This window comes from Marinomonas sp. PE14-40, from assembly GCF_051623805.1.
In the GTDB taxonomy this organism is placed as follows: Bacteria; Pseudomonadota; Gammaproteobacteria; order Pseudomonadales; family Marinomonadaceae; genus Marinomonas.
In genome coordinates this window covers 1357044-1375970 of record NZ_CP130700.1, presented here as the reverse complement: position 1 = coordinate 1375970, position 18927 = coordinate 1357044, and the positions used below count along the sequence as shown (strand labels likewise).

The 18927-nt window shown below is 40.7% G+C and carries 13 protein-coding genes; 12 read left to right on the top strand and 1 reads right to left on the bottom strand.

What is annotated here, in order from left to right:
- The first annotated feature begins 2 nt into the window (after positions 1-2).
- The 12 genes from tssF to Q0A08_RS06255 are packed head-to-tail and all read left to right on the top strand — an operon-like array spanning position 3 to position 18143.
- Positions 3-1769, top strand: coding sequence for a type VI secretion system baseplate subunit TssF (gene tssF, locus Q0A08_RS06310; RefSeq protein WP_438465629.1), 1767 nt, complete (start codon positions 3-5; stop codon positions 1767-1769).
- Positions 1770-1780: 11 nt separating this feature from the next.
- Positions 1781-2740 (top strand): type VI secretion system baseplate subunit TssG, encoded by a 960-nt coding sequence (gene tssG / locus Q0A08_RS06305; RefSeq protein ID WP_438465628.1) that lies wholly within the window; start codon positions 1781-1783, stop codon positions 2738-2740.
- 10 nt (positions 2741-2750) lie between these two features.
- Positions 2751-4265 (top strand): type VI secretion system-associated FHA domain protein TagH, encoded by a 1515-nt coding sequence (gene tagH, locus Q0A08_RS06300; RefSeq protein WP_438465627.1) that lies wholly within the window; start codon positions 2751-2753, stop codon positions 4263-4265.
- Positions 4266-4267: 2 nt separating this feature from the next.
- Entirely contained in the window at positions 4268-4750 is a 483-nt protein-coding gene (gene tssJ, locus Q0A08_RS06295) for a type VI secretion system lipoprotein TssJ (RefSeq protein WP_084616492.1), read from the top strand.
- A gap of 1 nt (position 4751) precedes the next feature.
- On the top strand, positions 4752-6089 hold the full coding sequence (tssK, locus tag Q0A08_RS06290) for a type VI secretion system baseplate subunit TssK (protein ID WP_438465626.1): 1338 nt from the start codon (positions 4752-4754) through the stop codon (positions 6087-6089).
- A 3-nt stretch (positions 6090-6092) separates the two neighbouring features.
- Positions 6093-6866, top strand: a complete 774-nt coding sequence (gene icmH, locus Q0A08_RS06285; RefSeq protein WP_438465625.1) for a type IVB secretion system protein IcmH/DotU — start codon at positions 6093-6095, stop codon at positions 6864-6866.
- An 11-nt stretch (positions 6867-6877) separates the two neighbouring features.
- The gene (gene tssH / locus Q0A08_RS06280) at positions 6878-9592 is read left to right on the top strand and encodes a type VI secretion system ATPase TssH (protein ID WP_438465624.1); all 2715 of its coding nucleotides are present in this window, start codon (positions 6878-6880) and stop codon (positions 9590-9592) included.
- A gap of 4 nt (positions 9593-9596) precedes the next feature.
- Complete coding sequence (locus Q0A08_RS06275) at positions 9597-11150, top strand: sigma-54 interaction domain-containing protein (RefSeq protein ID WP_438465623.1); 1554 nt, start codon at positions 9597-9599, stop codon at positions 11148-11150.
- A complete protein-coding gene (vasI, locus tag Q0A08_RS06270) occupies positions 11147-11854 on the top strand; it encodes a type VI secretion system-associated protein VasI (protein ID WP_438465622.1) in 708 nt (235 codons plus the stop codon). Before Q0A08_RS06275 ends, vasI begins: the two co-directional genes overlap by 4 nt.
- 9 nt (positions 11855-11863) lie before the next feature.
- The gene (gene tssA, locus Q0A08_RS06265; RefSeq protein WP_438465621.1) at positions 11864-13267 is read left to right on the top strand and encodes a type VI secretion system protein TssA; all 1404 of its coding nucleotides are present in this window, start codon (positions 11864-11866) and stop codon (positions 13265-13267) included.
- An 18-nt stretch (positions 13268-13285) separates the two neighbouring features.
- Positions 13286-16831, top strand: coding sequence for a type VI secretion system membrane subunit TssM (tssM, locus tag Q0A08_RS06260; protein WP_438465620.1), 3546 nt, complete (start codon positions 13286-13288; stop codon positions 16829-16831).
- A 58-nt stretch (positions 16832-16889) separates the two neighbouring features.
- Positions 16890-18143 carry a type VI secretion system ImpA family N-terminal domain-containing protein gene (locus tag Q0A08_RS06255; protein ID WP_438465619.1) on the top strand — a complete coding sequence of 418 codons (1254 nt, stop codon included), beginning with the start codon at positions 16890-16892 and terminating at the stop codon, positions 18141-18143.
- Here Q0A08_RS06255 and Q0A08_RS06250 read toward each other — a convergent pair.
- Entirely contained in the window at positions 18140-18913 is a 774-nt protein-coding gene (locus tag Q0A08_RS06250; RefSeq protein WP_438465618.1) for a hypothetical protein, read from the bottom strand. The two genes, Q0A08_RS06255 and Q0A08_RS06250, sit on opposite strands and share 4 nt — an antisense overlap.
- Positions 18914-18927: the final 14 nt, after the last annotated feature.

The following is an 18927-nucleotide window of genomic DNA, read 5'->3' as shown; positions in this document are numbered from 1 at the left end:
TTGTGTCGCAGGATAAATATTTCAGGGAAGAACTTGCCTTTTTAAAAGAGCAAGGCGCGGAATTTACACAAGTACATCCTCAGTTGTCACGCTTCTTAAATGGTGGCTCAACTGATCCAGATGTCGAGCGTTTATTAGAAGGTTTTGCATTTTTAACTGGGCGCTTACGCGCTAAGGTTGAGGATGAATTTCCTGAACTTACTCACTCCATCATAGGTATGTTATGGCCTAACTACTTAAGACCTGTTCCGAGCATGACTATCGTTAAGTTTTTTCCGACGGAAAAATCTATTAGCGCGCGTCAGCAAATTAAAAAAGGTACTTACCTAGATAGTAAGCCTGTTTTAGAAACGGTTTGCCAGTTTCGCACTTGCCGCGATATGGATGTATATCCACTTGAGTGTCAATCTGTAGAAACTACTAATTTTAGAGACTCATCTGAAATTGATTTAGACCTTAAAGTCTTAGGTGATCAAAGGTTAGTGGATATTGATTTAACCGATCTACGCTTTTATATCGGTGGCCAGTCCTATAGTGCGCAAATGCTCTATCTATGGCTTAGCCATTACCTGACTCGTATTGATATTGTTAGCAATGGTAAGACGGTATCCATTCCAAAATCTTGCTTTAAATTAGCGGGTTTTGAAAGCCAAGATGCATTGTTGAGTTATCCCAAAAATGTCTATGAAGGCTACCGTATTTTACAAGAGTATCTGAGCTTTCAAGAGGCTTTTTTATTCTTTGACTTAAAATCGATAGGCGAATTTGTTAATACATCTATGAACGGTGATTTAACCATTCGATTTAGTTTTTCCAAAATGATTCCTGCTGATGTGAGAGTGCGCCAAGAGTGTTTTCAACTTTATTGTGCTCCTGCAATAAATCTTTTTGAACATGATGCTGATCCGATTGATTTAAATGGTAAAAGCAGCGAATACCGAATAACACCTTCAAGCCGACACCCTGCAAATTATGAAATTTTCAGTGTTGATAAAGTTGAAGGTTGGCAAGAAACACAAAATGGAAGAGAAAGAGGTAAGCCTAGAGTTTACACGCCATTTGAAAGTTTTCAGCATGAGATAGAGCGAACTCGTCATAGAAAAGCACTTTATTATCGTGTTCGTGTAAAAGACAGCATTCGTAATGACGGCTTTGATCATTTTATGTCATTTGTACGCAGTGATGAGACAACCGCTGTTGGCATGAGCGAGGCGATTTCGTTACGTATTACCTGTAGTAATCGTCAACTTCCGCTTGAGTTGGGATGTGGTGATATCTGCCAACCTACAGCCAGTTCGCCTACCTTTGCGACCTTTGAAAACATTACTGAACCAACCCAGGCTTTAAGACCTGTTTTGGATGGAAGCTTGTTGTGGACTCTGATCTCTAATCTGTCTTTGAACTATTTATCATTACTATCTAAAGACGCATTAAGTGCCGTATTGCGTGCTTACGACTTTAGAGCCTTAGTTGATAGACAGGCAGAGATTGTTGCCCAACAACGTTTGCAAGGTATTACTAGGGTGACCTCTAAGCCGATTGAAAAAATCATGCGAGGTTTGCCTGTTCGTGGATTGCAATCTGAGATCACCTTAGATCAGTCTGCATTTGGTTCAGAAGGTGACCTGTATTTGTTTGGCACTGTGTTAAGTCGCTTTTTTACCCTATACGCAAGTATTAATTCTTTCCATGAATTGGTGGTGATTAATTCGAGCAACAATGAGCGTTATACCTGGGGCGCAAAAATTGGTGTGCAACCGCTAATTTAGGTGACTGTATTATGATTTCAAATTTACCCCAGGACGCTGAAAACTATAACTTTTTCCAATTGGTTGAGCTTCTTCATCGCTTGTTAGAAGAAGATCCAGAAAGTGAAGAGTGGGAGCTTGCTTGCAGAATGCTTTTTACTGCAAACCCAAGTATGGGATTTCCTGCCAGTGATGTGACTGATCTAAACGCTGCTGACTCAGGTCAGGTGCAATTGCAGACAACTTTTATGGGGTTGTCTGGCTCTCAATCACCTTTACCTGGTTTCTTTTTGGAGCAAATCGCATCCGAGGAAGAGGGGGGAGTAAGACGGCCTTTTTTAGACTTCTTCAACCACAGGTTGATATCACTTGTTTATCGAGTATGGCGTAAGTATCGCTATTACGTGAGGTTTAAAGAGGATGCGAGTGATGCTTTTTCTGCGCAACTTTTTGCTCTTGTTGGCTTGGCTGATGAGAACTTGCGCGGCGAAACCCCTATTAACTGGTGCAAGATGCTTTCTTATGCGGGCATGTTGGCGGGTCGTAGCCGCTCTCCACAAGTTGTCTCTGGGATTGTGGCCCATTGTTTTGACCTTGAAGATGTGAGTATTGAGCAATGGGTTGTGAGAAAAGTGCAGATTCCAGTAGAACAAGCCATGTGCTTAGGACTTGCTAATGCAAGCTTAGGTGAAGATACCATCATAGGGGATGAGGTAAATGACTGTACAGGCAAATTTATTATCTGTGTTAAGGGTTTAACACAGGAGCGCTTTGCTGACTTTTTGCCATCTGGCAAAGAGTATCAGCCTTTTTGTAAGTTGATTGAGTTTATCTTGCGCGAACAAATGGCATTTGATTTAGAACTTGAATTAAAGCATGTAGAAGCCCCTTCGTTAAGTTTGGGTGGCGAAAATGGATTTTCACTGGGTTGGACTTCCTTTATGGGAAGTACGAATCAAAACAGAAAAGTACGGATACAAATAAGGGGCTAAGCGGACACTTATGTCAGATCATGATGTGATTTCGTTTGTTGTGACAAATGCACAACTGCTTGAAGCAGGGCTTACTGCTTCAACTGTGTTTACTGCCAGTGGTGGCTCTATCGGGTCAGGACTAATGGATGATTGGTGCCTGAAAGACGGTGCCGGCAACGTAAGAGAAAACCACTGTCGTATTACTTATGTGGATGGATTCTTTTGTTTATCTGATGTGAGCAATTCGACCTATATCAATGGTTCATCCATGGCGATTGGTAGAAAAACCTTGGCCAGGCTTAATGAAAAAGATGTGCTTCATATCGGCCCTTATAAAATTCGTGTGTCATTTGAGATGAGTGCTGAGGAGATGGCTGATGGCCCTCAGACAATCGATAGACTCTTTAGTGTTGATGAAGATGAATTGAACTTGAATCGGTTTGATTTAATTGAAACCCCATTAGAAATACATAAAGAAATTGCTTACGACCCGTTATTAGCGCTAGACGAGTTAGAGGAAGAGCAAAAGGACGTTGTTGAGAGCCTAATTGAAGAAGTAAAACCCGACCAAGAGGAAGTGAAAAAAGCAGAGCTAGCGGGTTATTTATTAGCAAAAGATCAAATATGGCAGGGTCCAGAGTTATTAGTTCAGGCGGATTCTGAAAGAGACTTTGATTCTGCAATTTTTTTAAAGTCCCATGCTTCAACAAAAGTAGCGAGTTCACAGAATAGTTTGAAAAAAGTAGAGAGAGGGTTCTTGTCTAAGGCGAAAGCTAAGGCAGAAAACTTAAAAAAACAATCGCAAAAAACGCTTACTAATCTCACTAAAAATACGCCAACGAATTGGAATGTAGTCACTAAGGAAAGTCAAATGGATGAAGAAGTACTGGATTTATTAGAAAAAGAAATGGGCATGGATTTTAGCCAAGAGGTGCCTTCCCAAGACGCTAATCACATGGTTACAGGGCCTATTTTTCGTGGGCTAGGTGTCAATGCAGCCAGTAATGATAACGCGGCTGATTTGCAGTTGTTATCTGAAGAAATGGGCGCTTCTTTAAAAGCTGCTATCGTTGGTGTGCTTGATATCCACAAGCAAGTAGAAACAAGCCGTTATGGTGGTATGAATAAAAACCTTCAACCAATAGAAGATAATCCTTTACGTCTTGGTATGACTTATGAACAAACAGTATTAACCATGTTTGATTCTAATCGTAGTCCAGTTCATCTGTCTGCTCCTGCTGCTATTGATGAAAGTCTAAAGCTTGTGCAACACCATAATACGGCCGTTGAAACAGCTATTTCTGAGGCTTTAACTCATATCTTAAATGCTTTTTCTCCTGATGTTCTGATGCGCCGTTTTATGAATTACAGACGCCCAGGTCAATTGACCCAAGAATCTCAAGAAGAGTGGGCTTGGAACATGTATGAAAGCTATTTCAAAGAGTTAGCTTCAAATCGCCAACAAGGGTTTGAAAAGCTTTTCTGGGAAATTTTTGATCAATTTTACGATAAAAAACTACGCGATATTCAAAGGGAGAACTAAGCGTGAATACTCGTCTAGTGTGGGTGTTTTTCATGCTGGCCTTTTTAGTTGGGTGTTCATCTAGTCCTGTTACTTATGATCCTACGTTGGAACCGACACGCGTGACGATCAGTATGTTAGCGGATGAAAAGGTAAACCCTAATTCAAGCGGAGAGGCAACACCGATTGAGTTTACTGTGTTCGAACTAGAAGACGACTCTATGTTTATGTCTGCCGATTATGAGCAGTTAATCGAAGACTATAAGAAGGCGTTAAGCAGTAACTATATCGATAACTATGACTATGTGCTTTTACCAAGCCAGTTCAAGTTTATTGAAGCAATTGAGGTAGATGAAGACACAAATTATATCGGGATCATGGTCAGTTACTCGGATCCAGACACAAGTCAATGGAAGAAAGTTGTGAAGGTTAAGCCGTTAGGTAGAGATTATCATCTACTGACACTTTTTAAGGAAAATGAAGTGATTTTGGAAAAGGTGGAATAAGATGTCATCCAGAAATAGAGTGGTGTGGAATGAAGGGCTATTTATCAAGCCACAACACTTCCAGCAGCAATTGCGCTATATCGAATACATGGTTGACGAGCGAGTTGGGTCAATGAGCCGTTACCTATACGGTGTGACTGATATTGCATTAAATCCTGAGTATTTGAGTTTTGGCCGTATTGCTATCGAAAGAGCGGTCGGGGTAATGCCTGATGGCACCATCTTTAGAATCCCTCAAGAAGATGTTCAACCAGATGCATTAGAAATTGCAGATGGTGCTTTAGCTGGCCAGGTTATTTATCTCGCTATTCCTTTAAGAAGTGACTCTATTACTGAGATTACTTGGCCAGATAGCACAGGTGCTGGGCGTTACCAAGCCAGTAAAGAAGAGGTTCGAGATATTCATACGGTGCAAGGGGACACTACATCCATTGATGTTAGCCCAGTACGTATTCGTTTGATGCTGGAAAAAGAAGATCGCAGTGCTTATGCCTCTATTGCTATTGCTCGTATCTTAGAAAAGCGGCCTGACGGCAGCGTGATGTTGGATGCCAACTTTATTCCTTGTCATCTTAATGTCAGTGCTGTGCCAATCTTGCATCGCTTTATTGGTGAAATGTCAGGCTTAATGCGTGAACGAGCAAAAAATATTGCACAACGTATCGGCGCACCTGGCCAAGGTGGTGTTGCTGATGTATCTGATTTTATGTTGTTACAAGCATTGAATCGCATGCAACCTCATTTACGTCACTTGTCATTTTTGAGAAGCCTTCATCCTGAGCGTCTTTATGAAAGTCTAACTTCTTTATGTGGTGAATTGGCTTCATTTACTGATGAAAGTCGATTGCCCGCTGAATTTGAAGCTTATAACCATGATATGCCTGTGGCAGCCTTTAATTCTGTAATGTCTTTACTACGTCAATCATTGAGTATTGTGCTTGAGCCAAGAGCCGTTTCTTTGCAACTGCAAAAACGTAAATATGGCCTTATGGTGGCACCAGTTCAAGACCCTGAACTGGTTGAAGATGCTGACTTTATCATCGCTGTGAAAGCGAGAATGCCGCTTGATGAGTTGCGTAAACTGTTTATCCAACAAACTAAAGTGGCTTCTGTTGAAAAGATTCGCGACCTCATCTCATTGCAGTTACCTGGTATTCCGGTAACCCCATTGCCTGTTGCACCTAGGCAGCTGCCTTACCACGCTGGTTATACCTATTATCAACTGGATAAAACCAGCCAAGCATGGAGTATGTTGCAAAACTCTAGTGGCTTTGCTTTCCATGTGGCAGGTGAATTCCCAGATATCGATCTGCAATTCTGGGCCGTAAGGAGTAAATAAGGAATGGAATATGAAGCGGAAAAGAATTACGACAATCTGTTGTTTGATGAAGTGAAAAATATAGATGGCGATCAGGACTACTGGTTTAAGTTACGTGGTTCAAATATCAATCAGTTGATCGATGCCGCGACGCCATTAATGGGCATGGCGTTGAGAGTGAGGCGTCTGTCTAGTTGCGATAACGTTGACAAAATTTATGAGCAAGCAGTAGAAGAAGTGAAATCTATTGAGGTGGAGCTTACCGAAGCAGGCTATGAGCATGCCGTCATTCTCGCTTATCGATATGTGCTTTGCTGTTTCGTTGATGAAGCTGTGATGAACACAAGTTGGGGGGCTGAAAGTGTGTGGGCAGAACACTCATTACTGACACGCTTTCATAATGAGACTTGGGGTGGGGAGAAATTTTATACCATTTTATCTCGATTAGAGAGTGATCCTGGCCGTTATCAGCAGCAACTTGAATTTATTTATTTATGTTTGTGCTTGGGCTTTAAGGGCCGTTATCGCGTGATTAATAACGGTCTAGAAGAGTATGAAAAAATTATTACTCATCTATATGACATTTTACAAAAGCTGGATGAAAAAGAGCCACAAGAATTGACCCATGCGGCTGATCATGTGGTGAGAACTAAGTATCGATTATCAAGACAAATGCCAGTTTGGACACTTTTTGCGGGATTTATAGGAGGCTGGAGCCTGCTGTTTGTGGGGTTTTATATCAACTTACACAATAAATCTACCGATGTTTTAGAACAACTTAACCAGATATTGCAGTAAAGGATGAACCTGTGATTCAGATCGAATTATCAAATTTAATAAGTAAGTTAAACAGTCAAACTAAGTTAGTCATGGAGCAGGCTGCTTCTAACTGTATTAGTCGTCAGAACCCTGAGGTGACATTTGAGCACCTTATGTTTGCCATATTAGAAAACCCTTTTTCTGATATTCGAGTCATGTTGAAAAGCGCTAATCTTGATCATGTTTTAATTAAACATAAAGTGGGTGATGCCCTAACGAGTGAAACAGGTAATGCAACTTATCCTGCATTTTCACCTCTTTTAGTGGAGTTATTGCAAGATGCTTGGTTGCTATCCTCAACTGAATTGAACGAAACAGAATTACGTTCTGGCGCGATTTTCTTAGCGGCATTGATGCGCCCTGATCGTTATTTACCTTTTGCACTTATAAATACCTTTCAATCGATTAATCGTGAAACACTGCGAAAGAATTTTACTCAAATTTTGATGGATTCTGCTGAGACAGTACAAAACGACCATTCAGGTAAGAGTAATAAAATCGCGTTAAATGCAGATTCGAGTTCGTTAGCGAAATTCTGTACCAACTTTACAGAAAGAGCGCGTAAAGGTGAGTTAGATCCAGTTATCTGTCGAGATGACGAAATCAATTTAATGATTGATATCCTTTGTCGCCGTCGCAAAAACAATCCTATTGTTGTGGGTGATGCAGGTGTCGGTAAAAGTGCGGTGGTTGAAGGACTGGCACTGAGAATTGTTGAAGGCAAGGTGCCAGAGTCATTACAAAAAGTTGATCTTTTATCGCTAGATCTAGGCTTGCTTCAAGCGGGTGCATCGGTAAAAGGTGAGTTTGAAAAGCGTCTAAAATCTATAATCGATGAAGTAAAAGAATCTCCTACACCAATCATTCTATTTATCGATGAAGCACACACACTGATTGGTGCGGGTAATCAGGAAGGGGGTGGCGATGCTGCTAACTTATTAAAGCCTGCACTTGCCCGTGGCGAGCTATGTACAGTTGCTGCGACAACTTGGAAAGAATACAAAAAATATTTCGAAAAAGACCCAGCGTTAACACGCCGCTTTCAGTTAGTTAAGCTAGAAGAGCCGAGTGTAGATCAAGCTTGCGATATCATGCGTGGCCTTCATGGCGTGTATGAAAAAGCCCATGGCGTGTTAATTACGGATGCAGCGTTAAAAGCGTCTGCTGAGTTATCCGCTCGTTATGTTTCGGGCCGACAGCTACCTGATAAAAGCATTGATGTTCTTGATACCGCATGCGCTCGTATCGCTATTAATTTGACCGCGCCACCGCGTCGTCTTGCTGCAATTGACAGTCAAAGTCATCAACGACAGTTGGAAATTGATATGTTAAATCGCCAACTAAAGCTTGGACGTCCAATAGATCAAACAAGGTTGGATGAGTTATTAGCCAATGACTTGGCAGATCAAGAAGAACATGATTCATTGCATAAACAATGGACTGAACAAAGAGCACTTGTCGACAAAATTGTGTTGGCTCGACAACGTATTCTTGCACCCGAAACACAGCAAGAATCTGGCGATGAAGAAACTGTAGAGCATGATGTGCTTGGTATGGTAGCTGAGTTTGTTGAAGATGCTGAACTTACATCTGACTTAACTGATTCTGCGATAAATGCCGAGCTAGACATTGAGCCAGTATCCGATTTGGCAGCACTTGAAGCATTATATCAAGAATATGATGCCATCCCTCATGATCAAAGATTGATTTACCCAGAAGTAGATGTGGAGCAAATCGCACAAGTTATAGCTGATTGGACGGGTGTACCTGTTAATCAAATGAATACGGATGAATTGAGCAAAATTACCAATTTGCCTGCAATTCTAGGTAAAGCGATTAAAGGGCAAGATATTGCGATAGCAAGAGTGCATCGTAACTTGTTGACTGCAAGAGCGGATTTGCGTCGTTCTGGTCGTCCTAAAGGCGCTTTCCTTCTAGTGGGGCCAAGTGGTGTTGGTAAAACTGAAACTGTCGTGCAACTTGCCGATCAGTTGTATGGTGGCCAGCAGTTTTTGACGACAATTAATATGTCTGAATTCCAAGAAAAGCATACCGTGTCGCGTTTAATTGGTTCACCTCCTGGTTATGTGGGTTATGGCGAAGGTGGTGTATTAACCGAAGCGATTCGCAAAATGCCTTACTCAGTTGTTCTGTTAGATGAAGTCGAAAAAGCGCACCCTGAAGTACTTAACTTATTCTATCAAGCCTTTGATAAAGGGGAATTGGCAGACGGCGAAGGTCGAGTGATTGACTGCAAAAATGTGGTCTTCTTCTTAACCTCTAACCTAGGTTATCAAACCATAGTTGATAATGCTGAAACGCCGAACTTGATAGAAGAGCAACTGTATCCAGAGTTGTGTGACTTCTTCAAGCCAGCCTTATTAGCCCGTATGGAAGTCGTGCCTTACTTACCTCTTGCTGAAGATGTTATTGAGCAAATTGTTAGGTCGAAATTGTCTCATTTGGAAGCGCTGTTTATTGAAAGATACCAAGCAGATGTTGTTATTGAAGATGAATTGATTACCGAAATTATGAGACGTGCAACTCGTTCTGAAAATGGTGCACGTATGTTAGAGGCCATCATCGAAGGCCAAATGTTACCGCCTATTTCCCTTGCTTTGCTGGATCGATTGGCGGCAAGAGAGACGGTTAATCGTATTCATCTGTCTGTTGTTGATGGTGATTTTGTTGGTGAGGTGGAATAGCTAGATGAATTTATGGCTAAGGAAAGCTGTGGAGCAGGGTGAGCTTCGTGATGAGACTGCTTTAATTAATCAATACACCACTACTTTGAAGGAGCAAATAGGGTTATCTCTTGCTCATGTCATCATGCCTTCGCATGATGGCAGTCACCTTGAGGTGATAGATCACCCCCAATCTATAAAGTGGGAAGTTAATGACTTTAACAACCCCTTTTCTCATGTCCTGCAAGCGGCAACGCCTATGTGCATGAGTCTTAAAAAATTACTTTACTGGCGTTCTGATGCTGGATTCAGTGCGCTGGTAGGTATGCCTTCAAGTAATGAAATGGTGGCGATTTACCCTTTGCCAACAGGTAATGCAAAAGTGAAGGCCATGGTTTTGATGGTTGGAGCAATGGGAAAAATCACTCACCTTGATGAACTTGTGGAGTGGCAAGAGTACAGTGCGATTTTTATGAACCAGTTAGGTTTTATTAAGGACATTGGTAATCAAGCAACGCAAAAAGTTGATCTTGTCGGTTCAATTGAAAGGCTTAAGAAAGAGGGAGAGCAGAAAGAAAGCGCTCTCTCCCTTGCTGGGCGCTTAATTGGATCAAGTGATGAAATGCAAAAGCTTAGAAAGCAAATCATTATCGCAGCTCAATCAACTTTAACCGTTTTGGTGCAAGGCGAAACCGGTACGGGTAAAGAGCTGGTGGCACGTGCTGTACATGATTACTCCAATCGAAGTGATCAGCCATTTATTGCAATTAACTGTGCTGCTATTCCTGAAAACCTGTTAGAAAGTGAGCTCTTTGGTTATGAGAAAGGGGCGTTTTCTGGTGCTGATAGTAAAAAGGTAGGTTTAGTTGCTCAGGCCAATGGTGGCACCTTGTTTCTTGATGAAATAGGGGATATGTCACCTTCATTACAAGCAAAATTATTACGTGTATTAGAAACCTGTCAATACCGAGCGCTAGGTGCAAAAGAAGAGATGTCGTCTGATTTTAGGTTAGTGGCAGCGACTCATGTCAACTTACTGAAGTCTGTTCAATCAGGAGATTTTAGACAGGATCTTTATTACAGATTGTTTCAGTACCCACTCATGTTACCTGCACTGTCTAAAAGGCCTGCTGATATTCCTGAGTTGGCATTTAAATTTGTTGAGCAGTTTAACGAAAAGCATCAGACCTCAGTTCGTGGGATTAGCTATTCAGCTTTAGATTTATTGAAGCAATGTAACTTGCCAGGAAATGTACGTGAACTAAGGCATTTAATCGAGTTTGCTTGTATTCAAACTGATGATGAAGAGGAAATTAAACTCAGCGTAGTCAGAGATAGAGTACAAAATTTATTGGTGTTTGATGCCCCGATTCAAGAAACCGCAGAAACCTCTGTTTCGAATGTCTCAAACTTAGAAAGAATACGGGATTTAAAGCGTGCTCTAACAGGTTATGAGATCGATATTATCCGTAGCAGATTGGTGAAATTTGGTGGTGACAGAGCTAAAGCAGCTGAAAGTTTAGGAATTCCAAAGCGTACGTTAGCGCATAAGTGTTTAAAGCTGGAGATAGAAGCATGAGGGTCACATTTCTTTGTATTTATTTTTTATTGGTTCTTCCTGTTAGTGCATGGGCTCAAGCTAATAAAGCGATTGAAGATATTGGATTATTAAAAGGACTTGGTGTAGCCGGAGTTGAATGTAGTCTGGTTGCTTCAAGGTTAGCAAGATTAAGCTGTTTTGATGAGGTGTTTGGTACTGAGTTTGAAGTGGATGAAGTAATTCAACCTAATGCTTTACCTATTATGGCTAGGGCAATTAGTTCAGAGACAGATAGAGGCGAATCTTCTGCTTTTAAAATTACCTATGGTGATACGCCTGAATTAAATAACAGTGTTTGGGTAACTTCATCGGCAATGCCAAATTTAGAAAAATCACAGAAAACTACGGGCATGTTGGAAAACCACTCAACCCCCATTTTGATGCTAAGTTGCCTTGAAACTATTAGTCGGGTTGAGTTGGTGTTACCCCAAAAATTACAAGATGCTAGGGTGAATATCAGTATCTTTGGGGATAATAAAGATACTCAAACATGGGTCAGTGACGAAGATGGTTTTGTATTAAGAACGGGTCGTGGTGTCCCAGCGATTAAGGCGATGAAGGCGATTATTTCTTCTCGTTCTCTGGTGTTGAGATCTAATTCTCCTGTCATTGATGGGCTTAGATTTGATTCTTTGAATCTTGCTAGCACCATTAAACCAATACGTGAAAAGTGCGATTGGTAGGGGAAGCTTATGACTTATCGTGAAAAAATCTTAAAACCTATTAGTGCAGATAGCCCAGTAGGTAGCAAGCTCTTAGAAGATACCTTATTGGACTTTATTGAAAGCCAAATGATGAAAGTTGGCTCTTTATCCCATGCGGATGTGCAATGGGATGAAGTTGAAAAAAGCACTATGAGCCTACTTGAAAACAAAACGAAAGACTTAAAGTTGCTGACCTATTTGTTGCAGTGCTTACAGCATAAAACAACACCAGATCGCTTTACCTTATCGATTAATATTTTATCTGACTTTATGGGGGCGTTTTGGCAAACCTGCTTCCCTGCACCGGGAGACAGAGGCCTATTACCAAGACGAAAGTTTTTTAGTCAGATTGCGAATAGAAGTATGCAGGCGGCTGAAAAGCTTGATGTAGCAATGTTTGATTCGGATCTTAAAAGCGAATTAGATAAAGCGGTTGTTAGTTTGAAGGCAGCTGCTGATACTTTGTCTTTACCGCTAGACCATATTGATGCAATGGAGTCTAGCTTAACTCGTAAATTTGCATTTTTAACACAAAAAAATGAGGTGACAAAAGCTGCGCAAGCACAAAAGAGCGAAGGTGGTGCTGATCAAGCAGAGAGCAAAGCAGCAAAGATAGAGATTGATGGCAGCAGTGATAGGGCAATTAAGCAAACCTTATTAAAAGTGTCTGACTTTCTTGCTGACCTAGATGGCTCTGAAGCTCTGGTATTAAGATTAAGACGCTTTGCGGTATGGCAGTCAATCAAAGCTTTGCCTGAGGTCGATGCAAATGGGCAAACACAATTGATGCCAGTCTCTCCTGATCGAATTCGTGAATACGAAGAGCATTTACAGCGAGGGGCAGATTTGGCTTTGTGGCGAAAAGTAGAGCAAAGCCTGACAGTGTCTCCTTTTTGGTTTGATGGTCACTTCTTAAGTTATCGTATCGCGACAAAACTGAATAAACCTGATTGTGCTCAAGCGATCCAGACGGAACTTTTAAACTTTATTCAACGTTTACCTAAGGTGCTTGAATGTTCCTTTAAAAGTGGTATCCCTTTCGCGAATGAAGAGACTCAGAAATGGTTATCTTCTGTTGAAGAGCAATCATCCAATCAAAATGCTATGTCGATTGGATGGGATGAAAAACGAAAAGAAGCTTTTAGTCTAGCTAAAGAAGGGGGCCTTTCGGTTGCCTTGGGCATGCTTAATGAAGGCTTAAAGCAATCAAAAGAACCAAGAGACAGTGTCTATTGGCGCATGCTGCTAGCCGACACACTTAAGCAAAATAAACTAGCTGCTATGGCAGTAGAGCAATATGAAACCTTGCAAACTCAGGTGCAAGATATGTCTGTATCTGACTGGGAACCCTCTTTAATTCAGCGTTTAGATCGTGTTGTAAAACAAGGATAATCAAAGGAACAAATGGATATGTTTAAACCCTTACTTAAACTCTTCGCAGCAATACTGCCTAGTTTAAAATCAGCAATGCCTATTTTACTGTTTTTGCTGTTTATTTTAATGAATATAGCCATTTGGATGATGGGTCCTTGGTTAAAATATGAAGATACATTTCCGATTGCTTCGGTTTTTGCCCGTAGTTTAGTTAGTTTTATCTTTTCGCTTATCTGTTTCGCTATTTGGGGTGTTGTTCAGTGGCGTCGCTTGAAGGTTTTTCACCAAGAAAAGGAATTAGAAAGAAGTTATCAGGAAGATCCAATTCAGTTATATGAAGAGCGACAAGAAACTGAATTAAATAAAGTTATGCTGAATATGAAGGAGAATTTAAATAAACGAAATTATTTATATGCCCTTCCTTGGTATCTTGTTCTGGGTTTAGAAAATGCGGGTAAAACGAGTTTAATTAATCGTTCTGGTCAAAAGTTTGTTTTTTCTAGTGTAATGCGGGCATCAGGTAAAAAGAGTGAGAACCCATATTCATTTGATTGGTGGATTGGTAGTGACTCTGTGCTAATCGACCCTGATGGTGAATTGCTCACTCAGCGCATGGATGAAGAGGGTAATGACGGCGAAATGGAGCGTCGTTTATGGCACAACTTTGTACATTGGTTGGATAAAACCCGAAGCAGAAGGCCTTTAAACGGTGTAGTGCTTGCTTTAGATATTGCTCACCTTGCTACTGCAACCGCTTCAGAAAGAAGTGCTTATGCCAGTCTTTTAAGGGCGAGGCTAAGAGAATTGATGGAAACCCTTTCTACTCGTTTACCTGTCTATATCACCTTTACAAAATTAGATCTTTTGCATGGATTTGAACCTTTCTTTCGTGAATATACCAGAGCACAGAGTGAAGATGTTTTAGGTTTTACATTCTCAATGGAATCAGTGAATCAGCTTGATAATTGGATTGAAGAGTTTGAAACTGAATTTGCAGGGTTTGTTGGACGTATTAATGATTCCATATCTCCTATTATGCAGGGTTTACCTGATGGTGATGATAAGGTAGCGATTTATAGTTTTGCTAGGCAAATGGCAGGCATGCAGGATGTGCTAAAACAGTTTTTTGTTGATGCATTAGGCAGTGATCAATTCTCAACTGCACCTTTAGTTCGTGGTACTTTTTTTACGTCAGTTTTCCAACAAGGTGTGCCGACAAATGCATTTGTTGATGCGGCATCGCGTCGTTATGGTTTAACCCATTCTATTAATAGCGCGCAAAATGCGGTTAATTCGACGACGTATTTTACGCAAAAGCTGTTCACTAAAATTATCTATCCAGAAGCTGGGCTAGCATCAGACAATTTTAGAGTTGCCCGTCAAAAACGACGTATTCTTTGGTTATCGTTTTTAATTTGTGCCATTAGCTCTGGTTTACTTGCTGTTTCTTGGCACCAATTTTATGAAAAGAATATTGAACAAACCAACGCGGTATTAAAGAAGGTAAATAACTATAAAGAGAAATATGCCAGCGATTCTATGATTCGCTCCGAACAAGATATTTTATCTGCCTTAAACGATATTCGTGATGCCACGTTAGAGTTTGGTTTTTTCAGGGAGAAACCGCTATACATCTCTGACATGGGCTTGTACCAAGGGCATTTAATTGGACCTAAGGTTGAAGAAACCTATTTAAGCTTGCTACAAAACCGATTCTTACCTGAGTTAATGGATCAGGTTGCTAAAGACCTATCGGGTGCTAAGAATGATGTAAATAAGCTTGCGGCTTTAAGAGTTTATAAAATGATGACGGATAAAAATGGTCGTCGTGATGGTTTTGTTGAAGAGTATTTTGCTAAAGGTTGGCAGAAAGAGTATTCAGGAGACAGGGAAACTCAAGAGACGTTATTGCAACACCTTGATTATGCGATGAGACATATCGACTTAGAGGAGCTTAGAGATGGTGGTGATAAGTATGCTGAAAAAGTACTGACTAAACATCAGCCTTTAATCTCTAAAATTCAGTCGGATCTAGGTACTATGCCTGTTGAAGAAAGGGTATATCGTAACCTCAAACAAAATGCCTCTACCGAGCTAGGTTCACCTTTGAATGTGAAGCATGCAATAGGGCCAGTATTTGATATTGTTTTCCAAGAAAGGGTGATTAATACAGAGAACTTATTAGTTTCTCAGTTGCTAACAAGTAAAGGATTTGAGAAGTACTTTTTGCCTCAGTCAGAGTCTGTTGCTGAACTTGCTTTAATTGATAGCTGGGTCTTAGGGCAAAGTGAAGTTGCTGAATTTAGTACGGCAGATAAACAAGTGCTACGTGAGAAAATCAGAGAGCAATATGTGTCTGATTATACTAATACTTGGCGCGCAGCGATTAATGCTATCGATATTAAATACTTTTCAGATATTAATGATGCGGTTCAAGTATTAGATAACTTAACAGGTAGCATGGAACCTTTTTCAAGAATGCTGGTAGCAATTGAAGATAATACTAAGCTGTTCCCTGAGTTGCCTGAAAATGATGCAGAGCGCATTGATCTTATGAAGGCACCTAAGTATCAAGTCGCAGCAGCGGTAAATAGCCCGTTTGCTGAATTGAACTCGCTATTAGATGAGCGTGAAGGGCAACCTGCGTACATGGAAGAAGTCATGGAGGCGGTGGCTCAACTACAAACTTATTTGACAGCCATTCAAAATGCCCCTGATATGGGTAAAGCAGCACTGGATGCGACTAAAGATAGGTTAACCCTTAAAAATGCTGACCCAATTTATACTGTACAGCGAATTGCATCTGGCTTACCAAAACCTTTAGATACCATGGTGGGTAAACTAGCAACCGAAAGTTGGTATGTGGTTAAGCAAGAAGCGGTTAAACATTTGGAAGTGCGATGGTTTAAAGATGTTTACTCCAAGTTCGATAGTAAATTTGCGAATCGTTATCCTTTCGATCCTGCTTCTAAAAAGGATGTTTCGTTACAGGACTTTGAAGATTTCTTTGCACCAGAAGGTACTCTGAATCAGTTTTATGATAATCAGTTAAAAATGTTTATGGATGAAAACTTGGGTTTATCCGCTAACTCAGGCGAGCAGTCCTTGATTCGAAAGGATGTGTTAGAGCAACTTGAAGAAGCAAAAGTTATTCAGCAGGCTTTCTTTCAAAATAAAGGCATTTTAGATGTTAAATTCTCATTAGAGCCTGTAGAGCTGAGTTCTAATAAGCGTCGCAGTGTGATTAATGTTGATGGTCAGTATGTGGGGTATTCACATGGTCCTAAGAAAACGGTTGAGCTAGTTTGGCCTAATACGCTCAGAGAAGGGACATCATCCAAACTCACTTTTGTACCAACTAAGGTGAATGCTTCACCTCGTAGTATTGCGATTCAAGGTGCTTGGGCTTTCTTTAGGTTACTTGAGAAAGGAGAGGTTGTCGGTGCGAGTGCAACAAGTGTGGATTATCGTTTCAATTTGAGCGGTGGATATGCTGTCTATCGTTTGCATTCAGATGCCGACTCAAATCCATTCACTTCATCTCTATTTAAATCATTTAAATTATCAAAAACACTTTATTAAAAAGCGGTACCGGATGGGGCTTTAATGTCCCATCCGACTTAAGGGATTATCAGTCAATATGTTGTTTTTTTCAGATTTACATCAATTTCGCCTCGCCTCTAATGAAAGCCTCTTAAGAGATTTACCTGTCTATCAGCAAATAAGGTCTGAAATTAACCGTAGGAATATTCCACTCGCTGGCGGGACTGATTGGGATAATGTTAGAAAGCTATGTGAGCAAATAGGGGCTAGTGACGGCGTGGATTTGCTGGTGGCAGTTTATTACACGGTGGCTGCAATTAAGACTCAGGGTCTGAGTGGTTTAGCCGTTGGTATGGAGTTACAAGCCGCTGTCATTAAAAAGTTTGGTGTTAATTCTGCGTTTCCTGCTATCAGGCGATCAGAGTTATTAACTTGGATGATAGGAAAAATAGGGCCAGAAATTCGTTCATTAAACCCGAGTGTAAAACAACTTAGAGAGCTATATCGATGTGAACGTGCATGTCACAGCCTACATAATCAATTTAGTTTATTGCAGCCAGATCAGGTGCCTGACCTTGATATGATTGCCTTCACCATCTTTGAATACATTGATAAGCTTGAAACAAATGCTGAGATAGCTCAGCCTAAAACTATCGAAGTTGCAGCAAAGTTGAGTTGGAGACAAAAAATTCTGCCTTACTTTGGTGGCGCGAGTTTAGCTGTTATAGCTACTTTTGGGGGGGAATATCTTAAGCAAAATCTAGATACGCCAAGTTCAATCGTGAGTATTGAGCAAACTGTGCCAAGAGTGATGCAGCCAGAGCTGATTAATAGCCTACCTTTGATAATTGATGTCGGTAACTTTGAGGCCAATAAAGCTGAAATTTCAGCTTTTTATCTTGATCGTTCTTTAGCCTTAATGGATAAGAAGGTGACAGAAGATTTACGGCAAGCATTAGGTTTGGAAACAACGTTACAAGGTCTATATCCTAAGGATGCTTCGCTTGAAGGTGGTGTGGCCACCATGGAAAACTGGAAGGCTGATATGTTGGCTGTTGTTGATGCTCAGTATCAGCGTTTTAGTCGAGCTAGAACTAATGCCGCAAATATTAATTTAATGGTTGAAAGTGATAGGTATGAGCAGGCAAAAGTATTAGCTAAGAAAATGGAAGATTATGCGATTAGTCTGTCTCCAGTTTATGGTAGAGCTATGTATATTGAGGAGCTGATTGAGCAAGGAAGGCTTGAAACCTCTCAGTTAGAGTTAGACAAGTTGTTATATAACCTTAAAGCATTAAACCTGAAAATTGCTTTGCTTGAAAATAAAGTTGAAAGTCAAAGTAGTCATTAACGCCAATTTATCCAGTAGTGATAACTTAAAGATTCATTGTATTCGATGGTGTTTTTAAAGGTTTCACTGGCGTTGTTTTGGCAGCTGACGGGAATGAATTCGGGCTCAGTCCATCCTGTGAAACCACCTATGTACTCTCTTGTGTAGCCCCATTGTCCGCAAGAGAGTAGCTGGTCATAACTGTTCTCTCTCTCACATACCACGCATGTTTCAAACATGATCGTGATATCTTCTCCTTCAACGCCATAGGCATCTGAAATATAAGGCGTGTCATAAATCGCGACCGTTGAACTTCTTTGTACCTGGCCTTCCCATGGTTTGTCTTGGTCGTCAGCTGGGGTGTAATGGTTGCCCCGGCCATGCTCGAGATTCTCTCCATCATAAAATGGTTCTGTATTTTCAGGGGGAATATCAAGCTGATTGATATTTTCATTCACTAGGTTAATGCTGCTTTTTCTAACCTGAAGCATGCGATATTTATCACATTTAGCTTGATTACGACCCTTAAGTTGACCGTTTATGTTAGAAAAAAAGTGAATCTCTAGCCCCACTCCTGTGGCATTATCTGTGGCTATGTAGCTTGCTTGGCTACGGCTACTATGAAACCAAGCTTTTGAAAACGCTAGAATGCCCAAGTGAGTTTGCTTGGTGCTGATACTTGTTTTTACGGGGCATATTTTAGCAACAAGAAGCTCTTCTGCTGTCAGTTTGCCAAAAAGTGAAAGCAATAGTGTGGAAGCAAGAAACGTAGGAAAAATGAGTTTTGTCATACATAACCTAAAAT